This window comes from Citrobacter sp. On2M (genome assembly GCF_018035235.1).
Taxonomy (GTDB): domain Bacteria; phylum Pseudomonadota; class Gammaproteobacteria; order Enterobacterales; family Enterobacteriaceae; genus Citrobacter; species Citrobacter meridianamericanus.
Genome location: NZ_WPCV01000004.1, coordinates 1,330,321 through 1,350,186, shown reverse-complemented (window position 1 = coordinate 1,350,186; position 19,866 = coordinate 1,330,321). Strand labels below are relative to the sequence as shown.

21 protein-coding genes are annotated in these 19,866 nt (G+C 46.3%); 13 read left to right on the top strand and 8 right to left on the bottom strand.

Annotated features, from left to right (window positions below):
• Window positions 1-11 precede the first annotated feature (11 nt).
• The 4 genes from On2M_RS16770 to On2M_RS16755 form a co-directional block, all read right to left on the bottom strand.
• A complete protein-coding gene (locus tag On2M_RS16770; protein ID WP_210905181.1) occupies window positions 12-734 on the bottom strand; it encodes a molecular chaperone in 723 nt (240 codons plus the stop codon).
• A 14-nt stretch (window positions 735-748) separates the two neighbouring features.
• Window positions 749-1,279, bottom strand: a complete 531-nt coding sequence (locus tag On2M_RS16765) for a spore coat protein U domain-containing protein (RefSeq protein WP_151219429.1) — start codon at window positions 1,277-1,279, stop codon at window positions 749-751.
• Window positions 1,280-1,652: 373 nt separating this feature from the next.
• Window positions 1,653-2,384 carry a MerR family transcriptional regulator gene (locus On2M_RS16760; protein ID WP_187253008.1) on the bottom strand — a complete coding sequence of 244 codons (732 nt, stop codon included), beginning with the start codon at window positions 2,382-2,384 and terminating at the stop codon, window positions 1,653-1,655.
• 222 nt (window positions 2,385-2,606) lie between these two features.
• Window positions 2,607-3,818: a diguanylate phosphodiesterase gene (locus On2M_RS16755; RefSeq protein ID WP_151219428.1), complete on the bottom strand. Its 1,212-nt coding sequence runs from the start codon at window positions 3,816-3,818 to the stop codon at window positions 2,607-2,609.
• 321 nt (window positions 3,819-4,139) lie between these two features.
• Here On2M_RS16755 and ycgZ point away from each other — a divergent pair, with 321 nt between their 5' ends.
• The 5 genes from ycgZ (at window position 4,140) to On2M_RS16730 (ending at window position 5,911) form a co-directional block, all read left to right on the top strand.
• Window positions 4,140-4,376: a regulatory protein YcgZ gene (ycgZ, locus tag On2M_RS16750; RefSeq protein WP_151219427.1), complete on the top strand. Its 237-nt coding sequence runs from the start codon at window positions 4,140-4,142 to the stop codon at window positions 4,374-4,376.
• A 42-nt stretch (window positions 4,377-4,418) separates the two neighbouring features.
• A complete protein-coding gene (locus On2M_RS16745; protein WP_210905180.1) occupies window positions 4,419-4,691 on the top strand; it encodes a hypothetical protein in 273 nt (90 codons plus the stop codon).
• Between the two features lie 34 nt (window positions 4,692-4,725).
• Window positions 4,726-4,992, top strand: a complete 267-nt coding sequence (locus tag On2M_RS16740; protein WP_151219425.1) for a biofilm/acid-resistance regulator YmgB/AriR — start codon at window positions 4,726-4,728, stop codon at window positions 4,990-4,992.
• Between the two features lie 122 nt (window positions 4,993-5,114).
• Window positions 5,115-5,330: a hypothetical protein gene (locus On2M_RS16735; protein ID WP_151219424.1), complete on the top strand. Its 216-nt coding sequence runs from the start codon at window positions 5,115-5,117 to the stop codon at window positions 5,328-5,330.
• A 32-nt stretch (window positions 5,331-5,362) separates the two neighbouring features.
• A complete protein-coding gene (locus On2M_RS16730) occupies window positions 5,363-5,911 on the top strand; it encodes a LuxR C-terminal-related transcriptional regulator (protein WP_210905179.1) in 549 nt (182 codons plus the stop codon).
• Window positions 5,912-5,989: 78 nt separating this feature from the next.
• On the opposite strand, the gene On2M_RS16725 is transcribed toward On2M_RS16730, so the two are convergent.
• The 3 genes from On2M_RS16725 to On2M_RS16715 form a co-directional block, all read right to left on the bottom strand.
• Complete coding sequence (locus On2M_RS16725; RefSeq protein ID WP_210905178.1) at window positions 5,990-7,249, bottom strand: oligosaccharide MFS transporter; 1,260 nt, start codon at window positions 7,247-7,249, stop codon at window positions 5,990-5,992.
• Window positions 7,250-7,314: 65 nt separating this feature from the next.
• The gene (locus tag On2M_RS16720) at window positions 7,315-7,956 is read right to left on the bottom strand and encodes a PfkB family carbohydrate kinase (RefSeq protein ID WP_151219422.1); all 642 of its coding nucleotides are present in this window, start codon (window positions 7,954-7,956) and stop codon (window positions 7,315-7,317) included.
• A 30-nt stretch (window positions 7,957-7,986) separates the two neighbouring features.
• On the bottom strand, window positions 7,987-9,423 hold the full coding sequence (locus On2M_RS16715) for a glycoside hydrolase family 32 protein (protein WP_187252317.1): 1,437 nt from the start codon (window positions 9,421-9,423) through the stop codon (window positions 7,987-7,989).
• Between the two features lie 173 nt (window positions 9,424-9,596).
• Here On2M_RS16715 and On2M_RS16710 point away from each other — a divergent pair, with 173 nt between their 5' ends.
• From On2M_RS16710 to fucO, 7 genes are all read left to right on the top strand, one after another.
• On the top strand, window positions 9,597-10,592 hold the full coding sequence (locus On2M_RS16710) for a LacI family DNA-binding transcriptional regulator (protein WP_210905177.1): 996 nt from the start codon (window positions 9,597-9,599) through the stop codon (window positions 10,590-10,592).
• A gap of 516 nt (window positions 10,593-11,108) precedes the next feature.
• A complete protein-coding gene (locus tag On2M_RS16705) occupies window positions 11,109-11,963 on the top strand; it encodes an amidohydrolase family protein (RefSeq protein WP_210905176.1) in 855 nt (284 codons plus the stop codon).
• A gap of 13 nt (window positions 11,964-11,976) precedes the next feature.
• On the top strand, window positions 11,977-13,353 hold the full coding sequence (locus On2M_RS16700; RefSeq protein WP_151219419.1) for a PTS transporter subunit IIC: 1,377 nt from the start codon (window positions 11,977-11,979) through the stop codon (window positions 13,351-13,353).
• Window positions 13,354-13,385: 32 nt separating this feature from the next.
• Window positions 13,386-14,381: an aldo/keto reductase gene (locus tag On2M_RS16695; RefSeq protein ID WP_151219418.1), complete on the top strand. Its 996-nt coding sequence runs from the start codon at window positions 13,386-13,388 to the stop codon at window positions 14,379-14,381.
• Window positions 14,382-14,429: 48 nt separating this feature from the next.
• Window positions 14,430-15,530: a mandelate racemase/muconate lactonizing enzyme family protein gene (locus On2M_RS16690; RefSeq protein ID WP_151225538.1), complete on the top strand. Its 1,101-nt coding sequence runs from the start codon at window positions 14,430-14,432 to the stop codon at window positions 15,528-15,530.
• Between the two features lie 29 nt (window positions 15,531-15,559).
• Complete coding sequence (locus On2M_RS16685) at window positions 15,560-16,456, top strand: dihydrodipicolinate synthase family protein (RefSeq protein ID WP_210905175.1); 897 nt, start codon at window positions 15,560-15,562, stop codon at window positions 16,454-16,456.
• 79 nt (window positions 16,457-16,535) lie between these two features.
• Window positions 16,536-17,687, top strand: coding sequence for a lactaldehyde reductase (gene fucO / locus On2M_RS16680; protein WP_151219415.1), 1,152 nt, complete (start codon window positions 16,536-16,538; stop codon window positions 17,685-17,687).
• 52 nt (window positions 17,688-17,739) lie between these two features.
• Here the strand turns inward: fucO and On2M_RS16675 are convergent, their stop codons facing one another.
• Window positions 17,740-18,396, bottom strand: a complete 657-nt coding sequence (locus On2M_RS16675) for a GntR family transcriptional regulator (RefSeq protein ID WP_151219414.1) — start codon at window positions 18,394-18,396, stop codon at window positions 17,740-17,742.
• Between the two features lie 546 nt (window positions 18,397-18,942).
• Between On2M_RS16675 and On2M_RS16670 the strand changes: the two genes are divergently transcribed.
• On the top strand, window positions 18,943-19,863 hold the full coding sequence (locus tag On2M_RS16670; protein ID WP_151219413.1) for a WYL domain-containing protein: 921 nt from the start codon (window positions 18,943-18,945) through the stop codon (window positions 19,861-19,863).
• The last annotated feature ends 3 nt before the right edge of the window (window positions 19,864-19,866 follow it).

The following is a 19,866-nucleotide window of genomic DNA, read 5'->3' as shown; positions in this document are numbered from 1 at the left end:
GCCAGGATCTGTTAAAGGTCTTGTACTGTTTTTTGGCCATTGATTGTTACTTCAACTTTCCCGCCATAATGCGTATCACTGGCTGACGGAGAGACTATCCAGCGCATTGTTGAGCCGGGCAAAACGTAGCCTAACAGTCCGGGTGTAATGACTTTTTTAGCCCCGCCACGGCTTATAAAAGTTGCCGCAGATAATTGTGCATGACCATTTCCCAGGTTGCTGACTTCAATAAATTTTTTGCCATCCAGTTGTTGTAATTTCCATTGCAGTTTTGCCTGCGTTTGCGCAGATGATGCCGGTTGGATGAAAACGGGGACGGAATAACGCAGTACAAATTGAAGCTTGTTTTTCTCAACTTTTGCAGGCGGCAACTCATCTATCGATAACCGATAAGCGTCTTCTGCCTGTGTCGAGGGTGGCCCCGTTCGAATAACGCGAATCAATTGACGTTCTCCGGGGGCCAATGCCAGCATCGGCGGACTAATGACCAGCCCCTGAGAGGGCGAAAGTTTGTCGTCGTAAGCGCTTTGGCTCCAGCGAAAAACCCGAACCTGGGCATTAAGCACATTTTCACCTGCGTTACTCAGCCAGATACCATCGGCATTTTGCGTCGCTTGCAGCGTTAACGTGACCGGTGCGATTTGCAATCCGCTGGCGGAGGCAAAGTTGACGTTCGCAACCATCCCTAACAGGCATGCGCAGGCATACTGCGCAACAGGCAGTTTTACTTTCATGTGGTTTCCTGAAGTTAGTAGTTAACGTTAACTGTTACCGTGTCGGCATAGTCGTCAGGAGTGAAGTTGGCGCTCGGTGCGGTGGCATAAACAGTATAAATTTGCGCCAGGCCGGTCCCCGTAGCTGCTACGCCGTTTCCCGGCGCAGTGTCGGTGGCTGTGTTCCCCCACACCGGACCTGTTGCTGATGTACGATTTAGTTGATAGGGCACTTTATCAGTATTGGAGGCAGCATTAGCCACGGAGGACATGGCACCTGAGCCTGTCGTCGTCCCTCCATTAGCGGCTGACGGCGCCAGACCGATAAAATAAGGCGTGGTCTTTGAGCAATTAACCGAAATCGTGTTGCTTGCGCTAGTATTCGTTGCCGTGGTATTCACTGGTCCAAGAGTGATATTTGAAGCCGAACCGGCGGTCACGGTACAGGCCTTTTGAATCGTCATCAGTACCTGAAATGTTCCATTAACGGTTGCTGCATGAGCCACAGGAATAATGGAAAAGGCGCAGCAACAAAGAATTAAGCGTTTGTTTAAGACCAGGGCCATATCCTATACCTTTTTCAAATAACCACATTTATTACCTTAGAAAAACAACAATGTGGCATAAGAAGACATGATTTAACCCTAGAATAAGTATTAGGCGTACGCCAGTTGGACTAATGAAGTTTACTTACGAAAAAGGTGATGGCGTCTACAAAAGAATAATACCAATGGGTGAGTATTTTGTTTTTTTTCTGTGCTACGCGCGGGTTAAGACAGGTGAAAAGGGACAATTGATTCGTTCGATGGCACTCAAAATAAGCATCATAAATCAGAATTTGTAAGATCTGTTCTCTTCAGTGTGAAAAAATGAGCAAGTGATAACCCACCTATTTTGGGGTCATCAACATTATGATGCTGTTATGGCCACCCTCGATAGTTACGGACAGTGGAAAATGACTTTGTAACCTTGCTCATTCCAGTGTTGTAGCAGCTCATTTTGTCTTCGGGTTGGCGTAATACCGGTCCAGACAAAAAGCGTTTGCCCTGGGAAAAGTTCTGGTCTTGGTGTTTCAATGGGTTCAGCAAGCACGGCAATATGCCAGCCTGATTGCGATAATCGCCAGGATTCGAGCCATAAACGAGTTCTGTCTTCAACATCCCAGGCCATCAGGATGGCATCTTTCCCTGATTTGCGTCGCGTCTCAGACAGCAGTGTTGCAACATATTCAATCAATGCGCCGTCAAGCATACTGTTCATAATGCGGGATGTATTATGGTCAAGCATCAGCCGTTGACGTACGGGAAGAAAAACGTGATCAATTAATGCTTCAACTGGGTAGACACGACCGAGTGAGATAATTTTGGCTCGAAGTTTCGGCGGGTTCACCATGCGAAGAATGCCCATCATCTCTTCTTGCAGTTGATTCCAGTCGTCGTCAGTTTCACGAGTGCTGGTTTCGAGCAATGCTTTAACTTTGCCAACAGGCGTGCCATTGTTAATCCAACGTTTTATTTCCTCTATACGTTGGATATCTTCTTCATCAAAGAGTCGGTGACCACCTTCGCTGCGCTGGGGTTTGAGTAAACCGTAACGCCGCTGCCATGCCCGGAGAGTGACAGGATTTATCCCGCAACGTTCTGCGACATCCCCAATACTGTAATACGCCATAACTCCCCCAAACATTCCCGATTCTCCGTCACCGATATGCAATTCCTGTCAGTTTGTACAACATGCATCAAATTGTACAAAACTGACATATGATTCTAGCAAAATTAAGATTTACTTTACTATCATGTATGGCGCAAATGCTGAAATTTATATTCAACATGAAGGCGTGTGGGGGATATTTTTGTTAAAGAACAGTTAGTTGAATTTAGTAACGATGAGGAATTATTTTTTCTCAGGCCATGCAACAGACGGTGTTCCATTCAGGCAGGCTTGTGCAAAAAGGTTGCCCTGGAAGATTTCAATGCCCGCGGATTCAAGCCACATCCACTCTTCAGGTTTTTCAACGCCGACTGCGGAAATCATAATCTCCAGTGAAGCGCAGCATTTGATAATTGCCTGAATGATGGCCTGCCGTGGTCCACTTTTATGCACATCAGTGATGAGCTCGCGGCTGATCTTAATTCGGTCGGGTTGAAAACGAGACAGAAGCTGAAGCCCGGCAAAACCTGCGCCAAAATGATCTATCGCTACACATATTCCCGCAGCCTTGAGTGACTTCACGGCCTGCGAGAACGTATCAAAGCGCGAAATAACTTCACTTTCGGTAAACTCTACAATGATTTGCTCAGGTACCAGTCCATGCGCCGTGATTTCGTCTATAAGAAAACTCACTGCATCGGGTTCGTTTACCAGGGTCATGGGGAGCAGATTGACTGACAACATTTTGCCATTAAGTCCCAGCGCGCTTGCCATCGCAAAGGCTGTCTTTTTACTCTGCAGGTCTGCAGAATACACATCCTCAGGTTTTAAGCTGCCAAAATATGTTGTGGGGGTATCACCGTCTTTACCGCGGATAAGCGCTTCCAGTGCGATGACTCGCTGCGACATAGGATCGATAATAGGTTGAAAAGCAAAGCTGAAATCTGCATCGGAGGGAAATGTGTCTTCATCCAGGAGGGTACAAGTATTGTCGGTAATAAAACTCCAGTAATCAGGTGCGGGTATTTCAAAATAGCTCGACTTGTCTGTCGCAAGGACAAATGTGCGGAAAAACTGTAATGCCCTGTCATCATAGGTGAGCTGAAACTTCGATGTTCCCTTATTCAGCACGGCTTGCAGGACGTCATTGCGCTCATGTCTTTGTAAATCAAATAACTCCATCCCCACTTTTCCAAATCTTCTCGCTGGAGCGTAATCACACATCAGCTCAACGACATTGTGGTGTCGTGGATCATTACAAATACAACGATAGATCTCTTTTACCTGCTCCTCAGGGCCTTCAAGCAGTTGGAAAAAGTGGCGACCATTAAAGAGTAAGATCCCCGTAACATCTGAGAGTCTGTTTTTAATATTTGCGGCTGTCACCATATCTTCAAGCGCTTTAAGAGGTGCGTCATCACGTAGATGGCTACGATAAATTATGGTTGTGAGCATGGAAATTCCGGGACTATAAGCGGGAAGAAGAAGTATGGACAGTATCAGACAAACCTGATTATGTCGTGATTTTAATACTTTATTCTAACTTTAATTTCACATTTTAAAGACCTTATGAAGATAAAGCTTACCCTGGGTGAGGATCGATTTGTACAATGCGTTCAGTGTTTTAAGTAAGTTGTAATTATTATAACTATCTGATTTAAAACAATTAGCACATTATGGTAAAAATTAATTCATCACGTTGTACACATTTTCGGTACAACTTTGCTACTGTTATAAAACTTAATATTCACCAGCATTTTGTTACAGGAGAAGTACATGCAACAGCATACTGTTCTTACTGATTCCGCAGGCGCGATTTCTCGTTACTTTGCTAAAGCGCATCTTCCTACCCAGCAGGAAACCTTGGGCGAAATCGTTACTGAGATCCTAAAAGATGGGCGCAATCTCAGCCGCAAATCACTGTGCACCAAACTTCTTCATCGTCTTGAAAAAGCATCAGGAGAGAACGAACAGAAACATTACAATGCGTTGATCGGCCTGCTTTTTGAATAAATGAAAACCCTAATAAGATAATGGGTAAGTAGTGAAGGAGTTATGAAGAAACCTGACAGTGAACGCTTGAAACATGAAATTACAGGTTTGGCTGTGCTAGAAATTTTACGCATGCATACAGACGTTTCTTTAACGGTACTGATTAAGCAATTGCGACTTATGCGGGCCGGTGAAATGGACAGGACACGCAAACAACTAATTGACAGCGTTATCAATGAATTCACAAATTTTAATCCGGACAAAATAAAAATAAAACCGGACAGAACTATTGATGAGAGTGATTTCAGTGCCAGCAAAAAACCTAAATTACATTAAAGATAATTTTCCAGACTATACAAGCGAGGTTACTATGCTTCATGAAATTAATGTCCACAGTGTTATGGCGGATAAGGCGTTATCAAGTTATTTCCACAATGCCGGTGAGCTTTTAGCCGATGAGTCTGTGGTACTGGGTCAGGCGGTGACAAATGTTATTTTAGCAGGTGATAATGTTAACAATAAAAACATTATTTTAAGCCTGATCGGTTCTCTGGAATCGACAACTGATGTTGTCCAGGCTGATATTATAAGAAAAACCCTGGAAATAGTGTTGCGTTATACAGCTGATGACGTTTAATTTGTTATTATATTAATATAACAATCAACTTTGTTATATGCTGCGAACTCTACTGCTTCGCTTTTTAGATTAAGACTATGCACAGCAGCCTCTTTTTTATAAATGCATTTCTATGGGGGGATATGGCTAATTCAATTCCGGAGAATTATATTTTCCGCTGCGCGCTATATAAGGATGTAGAGCGAAAAGTAATGTTAAAACAGGGTTATATAAACAACGATATTCTTGCTCAGGCATTTAGTACGCAGTTGAAGAATGAGAAAAATGTGATATTAACCGATATCTATGCGCAGATTCTGGCCCATCTTCAGCCCGATAAAACTGCGCAGCCCGGTTAGGTCAATGGTGATTTTTCATTGGGGCCATAAAAATGAACATAATTCAGGAACATGCTGGAAACGCGGAATTATGGGTTGATGATATTTTTATCAGACAAGGATTAAAGAACATCATTGCCGATATCGTTTTTGAAGATGATAAGGCGCGGCTAGTGTTCTTCACCGCTAATCACTTTGAGGCGGTAAAAAAGCAAAATTACGATCTGAATACGCACCGGTTGGTGCTGCTGATCGATGGCCATCTGTATCAGTATCTCAATGAGATTTCATTTTACAGATTGCCGATAGATATTAGCGTTGCCACACTCAAACAGTTTATTATTGATATTACTGGTTTTGCTAGTAATCACGAAAATAAATCAGAGCTAAATATCTCATTGACCGCGCGGGATAAATATATTTTAACGCAGTTAGGGGAGGGGAGAACCATTTTTGAGATATCTGCCCTGTTAAATCTACACTTAAAAACGATTTATCAGGCCAGGCAGAATTTGATCAAGAAACTGGGTTGCTCTGGGCTGATTGATTTTCAGGGGATACTGCAAGCGCAAATTTTCCGGAACTGGCTGAAACATGCCTGAGCTCACCGACAGTTTGTACTTGATGTTGGGGATGTACGACAGGGCCAGTGGCCCTGTCGCGGTATAAACTAAACTTTGCTATTCCATTACGAGTTCATTCCCGCCCTCCTGCTGATGATGCTTTTTACTCAGCGAGAAGAAGCCAAATATCAGCGTTATTACCACAATGCTGGCCATAATCAGGAAAATTTCCTGATAGCCCACCATATCAAACAGCTTACCGACAGGCAGCGACAGCACGATGATGCCAATGGAACTGGCAATATTAAAGCCAATCAGGTATATCGTTGACGATAGGCGCTTGTCAAAATTTGCGACGCTGAATTTAAAAACTGAAATAACAAACAGTGGGACTTCCAGCGCGTGCAGCATTTTGATTAAGGAAATAATATAGATATCAGTGAACAACGCAGAGCCCAGGATTCGACAGGTCATGATTGTGCCACCCAGCAGCAATGCGGATTTAGGCCCAATGCGGTTAATCAGGAATGGAATCATCGCCATGCCAACGGCTTCCATAAACACCTGTACTGAGTTGAGGTAGCCGTAGACGCGCGGAGCCAGTTCAGGGTCGTCAAATAAGCTGGCGTAAAACACCGGGAACATCTGCTGATCGTAGATGCTATAGAACGACCAGGTGCCGACGACAAAGATAACGAAAAACCAGAACTGCGAATCTTTAAAGATGGTGAGAAAATCCTTTCGGGTCAGCGCGTCTGGCTCGGGCGAACGTGTATCCGCGGATGCCGGGGCCGGTGCGTTGGTTTTGAACACCACGTTAATCACCAGGAATAACACCCCCATGACCGACACACACCAGAAGTTAATGTGCGGGTTGATACTGAAGAAGATGCCACCCACAAACGTCCCTGCGGCGTAGCCAAGCGATCCCCAGAAGCGGGCGGTGCCGAATTCAAAGTTGAATTTGCGGCTCACTTTCTCGACGAAGCTTTCCACCAGACCGCAACCGGCGAGATAGCCAAGACCAAAGAAAATGGCGCCTAGTACCATGCCAAGCTTGAAGTTGGAGACCAGCAGCGGTTCATAAACATAAATCAGGAACGGACCGCTGAGCGTGATGACAGTCCCCATCATCCAGATAAGGGGCTTGCGGGTACCGAGCTTATCCTGCAGAAAACCGTAGCCCAGCATAAACAGCATGCTGAAAAACTGGTTTACGGCATACAACATTCCCAGCTCCGTTCCGGACAGGCCTAATTTGCTTTTTAGCCATATGGCATAAAAAGACCACCACAGCGACCAGGCGGCAAAGAAAAAGAGCAGATACCCGGAGGAATACCGGTATTTATCATTACTGAACGGCATCGTTATTTTCATGTTTTTTCCAATCCAGATTAGGTCATTGTAAGGTCTTGCTGCCGCGACGTAACGCGTGCTCGGTATTACGGGTTTATCGTTCTGTTTAGCGAAGGTTGTGATTGAATAAAGCAGCTCAGCTGTTGGCTGTTGGGGAATGCGCTAAGCGCGCCACGCTGGCTGGTTGCCAGGGCACCGCAGGCGCTGTTGAAATCGTCGGTTCGGGTTAGCCGAAGCAGTTCCTCTTCGGACCTCTTCAGAATGTCACTCTGTCGGGCGAACTCGCTAACAAGGTCAAACATCAGCGTCTGGTTACCCCACATCTGTGGGCGTAGGTTGATATCGAAGCTCAACGTGCCCGCTGCCCGTCGAGTTGCCGCCATCGCCTGGGCGAGAGTCGCCGGGCTGAGAAACTGATCGGCAGATGGATTGACCAGAAAATCAAATTGCCGCTCACCGTCAGGATCCAGCGACACCAGTACGGTGCTGGTGTGTCGCTTCGGATCAAACTCCAGGCTTTTGGTGTCCACCTGCGCTGTCACCAGCGTTTGGTGCAGAAAGCGGCCGAAGGCGTCATTGCCTACGCGGCCGATAAAGCCGCTGTCATGGCCGAGGCGGGCGACGCCGATGGCCACATTGAAGGGCGCGCCTCCCGCACAGGCTTCAAACTGCATATTGTCGCGCGGTAGCAAATCCACCACGGCATCTCCGAGCGTCCAGATTGTCATTATTTTTCCCCAAAGCAGTGAGACGGGTGGTTATTTGGCGGCGAGCGGCCAGGCATGCCCGTTATTAAAAATGGCGTGTCCGTTCTGGCTAAATAAGGTCAGTTGGCGATCGTCCGGTTCAGGATAAATACGGCTGCTGAGGGTGTACTCGCCGTGATTAACAAAGACTTCTACCGACGAACTATCGATAAACAGGCGCAGGTCCAGCACATCATTGGCGGGCAGCGGTACGCTACGGCAGCCCGACAGGCCGTGTTGCGGATAGCGGCGTTCCAGCACCAGACGCTGAGCCTGGGTATCGACGAAGACGCGCAGCCCGTCACCCAGCGCGATGCCGTATTGTTCAGCGTGGCTGCGGGCGATATCGAGGCTCAGTTCGACTTCGAGAGCATGCGCCTGTTCTTCTACCATCAGGGTGCGATTGTTCAGGTCGCTGACCGGCCAGACATGAAGCTGACCGCGTAATGACTCCAGCTCTTTGACCGGGTTCATGCGCAGCCGCAAATCTGCATCGAGCGTCACTTCCCGGGGAAGAGTAAGCATGCCCGCCCAGCCGTCGGCCTGTTCTGGCATCGGCGACTCCCACATCGATAGCCAACCGATCACCACGCGGCGACCGTCCGGTGTGAAAAATGACTGAGGGGCGTAAAAATCATGCCCGTGATCCATCTCCCGGAAGGGGTGGGTCACGTGGAACTGATGGTTATCCTGCCATTCGCCGACCATATAGCCGCTCTGGAACAGGTTACGGTAATCGTAGCCGTCGGCGGCGATACCCTGCGGCGAGAACATGAAGACGAGCTTATCGTCCAGCGGGAAGAGGTCCGGGCACTCCCACATGTAGCCCATGCCGTCATTGGCCTGGGCAAGCGTGCTCGCAAACTGCCAGTGCTGCAGATCCTGCGAATGATAGAGCTGTACTTCGCCCACGTCATCGACCCGGGCGCCCACAACCATGTACCAACTGTCTCCCTCTCGCCAGACTTTCGGATCGCGAAAATGGTGAACGCCCTGCGGGGTATCCAGAATCATGCCCTGGCGTTCAAAGTGAACTCCATCGGTGCTGGTGGCCAGACATTGCACCTGATACAGGTTTTCCTCTTTTGCCTCGCCGTCGAATTTGTGCCCGGTGTAGATCAGGGCCAGTTTATTGCCGTCAACCACCGCTGAACCGGAAAAACAGCCGTCTTTATCCTCTGGCCCTTCGGGGGCCAGTGCGATGGGTAGGTGCTCCCAGTTCACCATATCGCGGCTGCGCGCATGGCCCCAGTGCATCGGCCCCCAAACCGGTTGCCACGGATAGTGCTGATAGAACGCATGGTAGTAACCATCAAACCAGGAGAGGCCGTTAGGGTCATTCATCCAGCCCGCCGGAGGGGCGAGGTGATAGCACGGATACCAGCGCGGATTGATACGATCTTTTTGCTGGTTTAGGGCCTTGTTGGCCGTTAAGAGTAATGACGTCATTTGCGTGTCCCTGTCAGTGAATTGAGTAGAAGGTAACGTTAACATTCTCAGCTTTCTCGCAGAATTGATGGTAATATCGATGTTAATCACAAAAGTTAACGTTAACATTTTGCGAGTGTTATCAAGATCGCATTTTCAGACCCGGCAAGGTGAACGCCGTTAAAGGAGAGGGTATGGCATCTTTAAAGGATGTGGCGCAACGGGCTAACGTCTCGTTAATGACCGTATCACGAGCGATTAACGAGCCCGAGAGACTGCGGCCAGAAACCTATAAAAAGGTGATGGAAGCGGTAGATGCGCTGGGGTATGTCTCCGATCTCTCCGCGAAAAAAATTCGTGGCGCGAAAACCACGGCTAACACTATCGGGGTGTTAGCGCTGGACACCATGACCACGCCATTTTCCGTGGAGATAACGCTCTCTATCGAAGAGACCGCGCGGGCGCACGGTTGGAATAGCTTTGTGGTGAATATGTTCAGCAATGACCAGCCAGAGAAAATGGTGGATCTGCTGCTGGCGCATCGCCCTGACGGCATTATCTATACCGCGATGGGGTTGCGTCAGGTTCCGGTACCGGAAAAGCTGCATAAGTATCGCTGCGTGCTGGCAAACTGCGAAAGCATCAGTGGTCCTTTTCCCACCTATATTCCTGATGATGAGCAAGGGCAATACCTTGGCGTGAAGGCGCTATTAGCCGCAGGCTATCGTCGGCTGCTGTGCATCCACCTGCCGAAAGGGATTGTGGCGACCGATCGCCGCCGGGCGGGAATGGAGCGCGCCTGTCGTGAGGTGGGGGTTGACCCTGATGCCATGCTCCACCATTATCTTCCACCCGGCGAAAGCCACCATATTGATGCAGCGGAGATTGTCGGCCGCTATATCCATGGCGCGCGACCGATATTTGATGCTGTGGTTTGCGGGAATGACCGCGTGGCTTTTGTTATCTACCAGGTATTGCTGGGCCGTGGGCTGCGCATTCCGCAGGACGTCGCTGTGCTGGGCTATGACAATATGGTGGGCACCGGTGAGTTGTTTTTACCGCCGCTGTCGACGATACAGTTGCCGCATTATGAAATTGGCCGTCTCAGTGCACTGCATCTTATCCAGGGACTCGATCACCGGGATACTGTGCGAGTCGACAGCCCCTGGCTTCCCCGGTCGTCAATATGATTAGCTTAACTGCTTCGTTTCAATAACCGGAGGGATGTGTGCATTCTGTTGAGGGTATCGCTAATTTGCTGGTGGATGTTATAAAACTGAAACTTGGGGGTACTGTTTAGTCACTGTTGAGCGCGCAAGGCTCAAAGTTGGGTCGTATATTAAACTCTCGCCGTAATTTAGGGGTTTCAATAAAATAACCATTATTTATTAATGTTAACGTATCAATATATTGTAACTTACGAAACGTTTACATTTTTTTCCGTTCTTACCCATCCATCGCTCTTCTCTGCTTCTGTAACTTCAGTGGGACGTACAAGCGTCCACCACATTAACCACATGCAATAGTTCATCTTAGTGACATTGGATTTTACGGCGGTTATAGGCATTTACGTCCCCCTTTTTTAGCCTACAGATAAACCGTGAAAATTGTGATCCCGTACTCAGATAGTGCATTCCGTGGTTGCCTTTTAATCACAGACTTTTATTGTATTCTCATTGTATACAATAAAAATACAGAGAGTGAGTATGAGAGTGATCGATACCCATAACCATGTTTGGCAGTGCCGGGGGGAACATTTTTCCTGGATTACAGACGACCTGGCGGCAATTCGACGTGATTTTCTTATTGACGATTTGCAGGCGGTATTGGCTGAAAACAGTATCGAAGGCGCCATTTTAGTACAAGCCATCCCTTCAATTGAGGAGACCGAATGGCTGCTGGATATAGCTGAGCATCACGATGAAGTCAAAGGTGTTGTTGGATGGGTGGATATAAACCACGGGACTGAGATCGTACAGGATTTGCAGAGACTGCTGAGAAAATCCCGCTATCTGAAAGGGATCCGCTATATGTCTCAAGGCTTGCCTGAGAGTCATTTAGTGACCCCGCAATTTATTCAGGGGGTTCGCAGTGTTGGGGAGCAAGGGTTGGTGTATGAACTGTTGGTTACGCACCAACAGCTTGAGGCGGCAAATCAGCTAATTTCTGCTTGTCCAGAGGTGACCTTTGTTATCGAACATGCGGCAAAACCCGCAGTTCGCGACAGGGAAATTATCCGCTGGCGTGAACAGTTAATGTTGATTGGTGAGGCTTACAGCAATGTTTTTTGCAAACTATCAGGCCTGGTCACGGAAGCAGATTACGCCCGCTGGACGGGACCTGAGCAGGCGAGCCAGGAGCTTGAACCTTATTTTAGCTCGGTTTTTGCCGCATTTGGCCATGAGCGAGTGATGTATGGATCCGACTGGCCAGTTTCTCTACTGGCATTACCGTACGCCGGCACTTTAGGGCTTTACCAGAACTACCTGCAATCTCACCAGGCTCTTTCCAGCGATAACTTCTTTTATCGCGTGGCAGAGAAGGTTTACTCATTAAAGTAACAGGGGGGCACTTATGGAAGTCGTTCAATATATTCTCGGATTTGGCCCGGCAGTGGTCATTCCAATGATTATGTTTTTATTTGCCGTGCTTTTTGGCGCGAAACTTGCCGACGCGGCGAAAAATGCAATGACGGTAGGTATTGGTTTTCTCGGTCTTTCGTTGCTGATTGGTTTTATGGTGACATCACTCAGCAGTTCGACAGAAGCGATGGTAAAAAACCTCAATCTTCATTATGAAGTGTTGGATCTGGGGTGGCCGCTAATTAGCGCCTTCAGTCTGGCTGCACTCTCTCTACCGATAGTTTATACGTTATGTTTTGTCACTAATTTGTTGATGATTTCAACCAACACCACTAAAACCCTTAACGTTGATTTTTGGAATTATTGGCACTTTGTATTTGCAGGAATCATTGTTGAACAGGTGACGGGTTCATTTTGGATGGGGATTTTCGCCAGTTGGATCACATTTATTATTACGCTAAAAATCGCCGATTACATTGCCCCACATGTGCAGAAATTCTGTGACACGCCGAACGTGACTATTACTCAGGCGGAGATCGTCGCCTGGGCTCCGTTGGCATTTTTAATGGATCGTGTAATTGATCGTATTCCGTTGATTAACAAAATTGACCTTAATCTCAGCAAAATTGAAGCCAAACTAGGTTTTTTTGGTAGCCCGTTAGCCATGGGAGCCATTCTGGGGGTAATTATCGGTATGCTTGGTGCGCTACCGTTCAGCGATATTATTAAGAGTGGGATGAATTTTGCGGCGGTAATGGTGTTATTGCCGACGATGGCGGGGGTACTGGTCAGTGGTCTGGTACCAATTACTGAAATTGCCTCTGAATGGGTAAAGAAACGTTTTCCAACAAAGTCACTTTATTTTGGTATTAGTGGTGAAATTGCTTTTAAAAATCCTGCGGTATTGTCTGTAGGTATTTTGATGGTACCACTCACTATCCTGATTAGTACTATTTTGCCTTTTAATACCATGATGCCATTCGCCGATATTCCTTATCTGCCGATATTTGTCGTCTTTGGCACGGTTGCATGCAACGGAAACATGTTCCGTGGATTAATTAATGGCATTGTCATCGTGTGTGGGATCCTATGGTTTGGTTCGGATCTCGCTGTTGTGTCGCAGGCTTTGGCCGAAAAGGCGCAATTGAATGTGCCAAAAGAGATGATGGCCTCATCAATCGATGGCGGCTCACACGCTATATCCTATATTTTCTACAAAATGTTCGAATTGTTAAAAGGAATGAATCCTGCACTCTTGTGTATTTTTTCTATCGTAGCGACCGGGATTATTATTTATGTGCTGAAGTTGATTTTCAATATTAATAATAAATCAATTACAGCACCCTCATTAACTGCAAAAAAAAGTTGACTAAGAATACTGATAAACATCAGGGGAATATTATGATTACTCAGAATACAATTAAAAGTGTAGGGCTTAGTGTACCTTCTTTAACCTTCGGTGCAGCCAGCCTGGCTAATTTATTCAGAACGCTGAGCAATAACGAAGCCATGGACATTGTTGATAAGGCCATTCAGGTTGGCTGGCGCTACTTTGATACTGCACCACATTATGGCAGCGGACTTTCTGAACTGCGTTTAGGTCTGGGATTACGGGGACTGGATCGTAGCGAATATGTTTTGTCCACCAAGGTTGGTCGTCTGCTGCAATCGCGGAAACAAGAGCCTGGTCTTGAGGCGGGGGAGTTCTTCTATGATGAGAACCCGTTTAACCGACTGGCTGATTACTCCTATGAGGGCATCATGCGCTCATACGAAAACTCTATCCAGCGCCTGGGAACCCGTTTTATCGACATTCTCTATGTACACGATCTCGGTACCTATACCTACGGCAATACGGAACTGGAACGTCAACATTTTAGAACCTTCTGTGAGTCAGGGCAGAAAGCACTAGAAGAGCTTAAGCGCAATGGCGATATCAAAGCCTGGGGCGCAGGTGCGAATGAAGAGGCAATCCTTATGGAGGTGATGGATAACGCTGCCCCGGATATCTTAATGCTCGCCAACCGCTACAACCTGCTGGAAACAGACCGCCAGGCGTTCTTTGCTAAATGTGAAAGCAACAATGTTTCGGTGGCTGTTGCTGCACCTTTCGCTACCGGAGTTTTAGTCGCCAAAGATAAATCTAAGGCGTTGTATGAATACGGTTCAGCGCCAGCGCAGGTTATTGAAAAAGTAAATGCGATAGAAGCGCTATGTGCAAAATATGCCGTGCCGATTGGTGCCGCGGCGCTGCAATTCCCATTAAGAAACCAAAATGTGGTCACTGTAACCTGCGGCATTCAATCCGTGGAGCAGGCGTTGACTAATTTTACATGGGCTAACTGGGATATTCCGCAGGGATTGTGGGATGAACTGGTCAGTATTGGTATTCAGTAAGCATCATTTGTAACTTTGCGAAAAAAATAAACAGATATTGAGGATGTAATGAAAATAGTTAAAGCCGAAATCTTTATGGTTGATTTGAAACCTAAAGTGAAACGTGTCGATGCGATTCAGTCTTTTGTATCACAAGAGACGCCGATTATTCGTTTAACAACATCGAGTGGAGAAATAGGTGAAGGTTACACCTACACCATTGGCACTGGAGGCTCATCTGTGGTTGCGCTGTTACGAGATCATCTGTTACCGAAATTGATTGGTCAGGATGCGACGATGATTGAGGGCATCTGGGAATCATTGCTATTCTCAACTCATGCGACCTCGGTTGGCGCCATTACGTCTCTGGCACTGGCAGCCATTGATACCGCATTATGGGATTTGAAGTGTAAGCGCATGAATTTGCCGTTGTATAAAGTCGCAGGTGGCGCGAAATCGCGCATGAAATTATACACCACCGAGGGGGGCTGGCTGCATTTAAGCACTCAGGAATTAGTTGATGATGCGCTAGCCGTTAAGGCGCAGGGATTCTGCGGTTCTAAAATCAAAATTGGTTCTGAAAGTCCGGTGCGTGATATCGAGCGCTTGACTGCTGTACGTGAAGCGGTGGGTGATGAGTATGTGATCATGACTGATTGCAACCAGGCGTTTAAATTCTCGGAAGCCAAACAGCGAGCAACGTTGTTGGAACATATTAATCTTTCATGGATTGAAGAGCCGTTTCTTGCGCATGATGTTGATTCTCACCAGAAATTGTGTGAGTCAACCTCTATTCCTGTTGCTGTGGGTGAGTCCATTTATTCCATCCAGCACTTCAAAGAGTATTTACAGAATAATGCCGCAGATATCATTCAAGTTGATGTGGCTCGTATTGGTGGTATTACACCATGGCTTAAAGTTGCACATATGGCGGAATGCTTTAACAAAATTGTCTGTCCGCATTTCTTGATGGAATTGCATATATCATTATGTTGCGCCATTACTAATAGCCGTTGGTTGGAATATATCCCACAACTCGATAGTGTTACTCTGAATAAGGTGAACATTCGCGAGGGATATGCTTTTCCACCAGAGGAACCTGGTTTGGGTATTCAGTGGGACTGGCAGAAAATACAGGCTGATACTGTTGTTTACCATGTCATTGAATAAAACAATTTTTATTTTCTCAGGAATATATTATGTCTGAAAATCATGCTCAATTTCACGGTGCATGGTGCCCATCAATTACGCCTTTTGATCAACAAGGAAATATTGATTTATCGGCACTGCAACAGCATTTGCGACGGTTGAAAGAGGCAGGGACTCGTGTCGTATTGCTAATGGGAAGTATTGGGGAGTTCACTGCATTAACGCTGGATGAACGACTGATGCTTATCCGTGAGACACGGAAAATGTCATCGCTGCCGCTGGTGGCAAATATCTCAGCTACCTGTATGGCGGATATGATACGTCTGGCAGAAGAGGCCTCGCATTGCGAGTATCAGGCAGTGATGATTCTACCTCACTACTATTTTCAACAAACGCCGGCCCAACTATTGGCATACTACCGCGATCTGGGGCAACGCCTGAATGGAAAATGGTTCGCATACAACTTTCCTGCCCGAACTGGATGCGATCTGGACGCGGTACTGGTGGCGCAATTAGCGGCAGAATTTCCCAATTTTGTGGGTGTTAAAGATACTGTTGATTGCCTCTCTCATACTCGCGCCATCATTCAGTCAGTCGCGTCCGTTAGAGACGATTTTGTTGTTCTGTCCGGTTATGATGAATATCTCATCCCAAATCTACTCGCGGGTGGCGCGGGAGTTATTTCAGGATTAAATAATATTTGTCCCGAACTTTTTGTGCGGGCAATTAAAGCCTGGGATGAAAATGATTTTACCCAGCTTACTGGTATACAGCGTGAGATAAGCCGACTTTCTGCTATTTATAATATTGGTAATGATTTTGTTACCACAATTAAAACCGCGGTGGCTCATAAGTTTCAGTATTCTGGAGGGGGATCAAGAAGCTTTGCGGGGAAACTAACCTGTCAGGAATCGCAACAGATCGACATAATGTTCAGTATCAAATAATCAAAAATCAATAACGGCATTCATTATGCTACGGCAATACAGTATTGCTGTTATACATCTCTGTTATAAGGTATAGAATATGTCTTATAGAATGATATTAAATGAAACCTCATATTTTGGCGTGGGTTCAATTAACGCTATCGTTGATGAAGTTAAAAAGCGAGGCTTTAAAAAAGCGCTGGTAGTTACTGACCACGATCTTATCCAGTTTAATGTGGCGACTAAGGTCCTTGATATTCTTGATAGCGCAGGGTTGCCTTACCAAATTTTTGATAAGGTCATACCTAACCCTACGATTGACATCGTGCAGCAAGGTGTTGAAGCATTTCGTCAGGCGGGCGCGGATTACCTGGTCGCCATTGGTGGTGGTTCACCGCAGGATACGTGCAAAGCGGTAGGGATAATTATTAGCAACCCTGAGTTTGCCGATGTCCGCAGCCTCGAAGGTGGGGCTGACACTCAAAATGCCGCCGTACCGATGATTGCCATTCCAACGACCGCGGGTACGGCAGCAGAGGTGACTATTAACTATGTAATTACCGATGTAGAGAACCGCCGTAAGTTCGTTTGCTACGATCCTCATGCTATTCCGGTCGTTGCTATTATTGATGCTGACATGATGGCCAGCATGCCGCCCAGTTTAAAGGCGGCAACCGGGGTTGACGCATTGACTCATGCAATTGAAGGTTATATTACGAAAGGGGCATGGGAATTAACCGATACGCTTCATTTAAAGGCAATTGAGATGATAGGGCGTTCGCTACGCGGTTCGATACAGGGAATAGACCAGGACGCTGAAGGCATGGCGGTGGGGCAGTATATTGCCGGGATGGGTTTCTCTAATGTCGGGTTGGGTCTGGTACATGGTATGGCCCATCCTCTGGGGGCATTCTATGGTACACCGCATGGCGTTGCCAATGCGGTGCTACTGCCGCATATCATGGCTTACAATGCTGAGTTTACAGGAGACAAATATCGCCAGATTGCGCAGGCTCTGGGCAATACTCAGGCCATGGTGATGCCGATCGAAGAGGCGCGTCAGGCGGCCGTTGAAGCCGTGGAACAACTTAACCGAGACGTTAATATTCCTGTCCGACTGCGTGATATCGGCATGAAATATGAAGATATCGATGCATTGGCCGTTGCGGCAATGGCGGACATCTGTACCGGTGGAAATCCTCGAGATACCTGTATTGAAGAGATTAAAGTGTTGTACCGACAGCTCTACTAATTTTTAATTTTCCAAATGACCGGTAGAAATACCGGTCATTTTATATGTATGCCTATTTAAAGCTGGAGAACAGACGGTTGTATGAGTTGTTGACGTGGTGGGCAATGGCTTCACGGGTTTGTTCTATATCACGGGAAATAATACCGGCGCAAATTTTCAAATGTTCTTTGGATGAATCAATTATTGAATCATTTTTCATTTTGTCTGAACGCAGCATGCGTAACCGGTCATACATGAAGGTCAGTGTTTTAGTCACGATAGCGTTGTGGCAATCGGATAGCATTTGTTCATGTAGTTCGTTATCAGCTTCGAGTAATAAAGACACATTCGAATCATGAAAACCGACTTCAATTTTATCTTTAATTGTCTGGTAGCGTTGCGGATCCTGGTTCTCCCATGACAAATTCAATACCATAATTTCAATGTCTTTTCGGATCTGAAAAATATCGCGTATTTCACTGAGTGTAATGGGCTTAATGGTTTTCGTTTTGTTTTTGGAAGGCTCAATCCAGCCTTCCGTCATCAGACGAAACAAAGCCTCACGCAACGGCGTTCGACTGACATTAAGTTCCTGACATAGCTCATTTTCTGAGATAGCCCCTACCAACTCATTTGCGATGATTTTGGCCTTCAATTGATGATATGTTTTTTCGCTGATGTTCATAGTCTGGCTTTGATGGGGGTCATAATCATGTTTAATGAGATACAAATTAGCCCCTTGTCACTATGAAATCAATGGGTAAGCCTGGTTCTACAACGAATTAGCTTGTGTTTCAACGCCTCAATCAGCAGCACTAACAGCTGCAACCGCGTAAACAGATGGGGAGTTGTTGAAGTGTAAAATCCCCCATTTAGCTCTTCTGCTGCCAGCGCATCCACATCCTTCTGCGGATGATGTTTTTTTACTCAGCGTGAAGAAGCCAAATACCGGCGTTCATATCACGGTGCTGGCCATCATTAAGAAATTCTCCTGACAATCCACCTTTGCAAACTCAACGTTGAATTTGGCTTAGTGGAAGAGATAGCCGTTAGCCAGTTTGTTGAGGATGTATGCAGGCGGTCTTTCTGCTGTCATACCTCTGGCATTTACTCTTGATGAGGAGAGCTTTTTGCCCCTAAAAATTGCCTAATGTGACTAACGGTTAAATAAATTGCCGATTTCTCTAAAAAAAATGATTAGCGTGCCGATACACTGACAGGATATGTCAGTATTTTATATATAATTTGTGTAAGGAAAACAGAAAAGTAGGTGCTTATGGCTGATTCAGCAAGGAGTTGCTCAGCAGAACGTTTAGTCGATATCCTAATAGAGCTACAAACTTGTGGCGTTGTGAATCGCTATCAGTTGATGAAAAAATTTAATATCACTGAACGAACGGTCTATCGTGATCTTAATATGCTTTCCTCTTTTATTGAGGGGAGTGGTGGCGGAGAGTATCGATTGATACCGGTTCGAGCGCAGAATAATAGCGCCTATGCCCTTCATGGCCCACTGGCAAAGCTGCTGGACGCCGATGCGGTTTTTCCTGAGAGAGATGAAGATTTTTGGCTTAACTTAGAAAAAAGAGCTGAAGAACAGCACGTTAGAGTTCAGTTTGGTCGCCCTGAACATTCAGTCAGAAATGATTTGCGAAAGTATTTTAACTTATTAGAAAAAGCGATTCAGAAAAACAGAGTCTGTCATATTTTATATAAAGACAAAACGCGCACTGTTCACCCTTATAAATTAGTTAACCAGAAAAATATTTGGTATCTGCAGGCGACTGAGGACGGAAAACTTAAGTCTTTTTCGTTAAGTAAAATTCGGTGGTTGGATATCCGGAAAGAGCATTTTGCGGTTGATATACCCACACTGTCATTAATTGACGAGCATCGCGATCCCTGGGTGAGTGAAGATACGTTTGAAGTGCGGGTGCGTATTAAACACAGCATTGCTGGCTACTTCGCAAGACGAGATTTACTGCCTCAGCAAGAATTGGTTCGCGAAGAGAATGATGGCGTGACTTTGCTTTGCAAGGCAGCACATCAGAATCAAATTATTCCACTAATTCTATTCTGGTTACCAAATATAGAAATTCTGGAACCAGAATGGTTGAAAAAAACGGTCATCAATATACTGCATAACTACATCACTGGCGATCGCGACCCCGTTCCTGTTCTGGAATGTGATGCGTAGCAG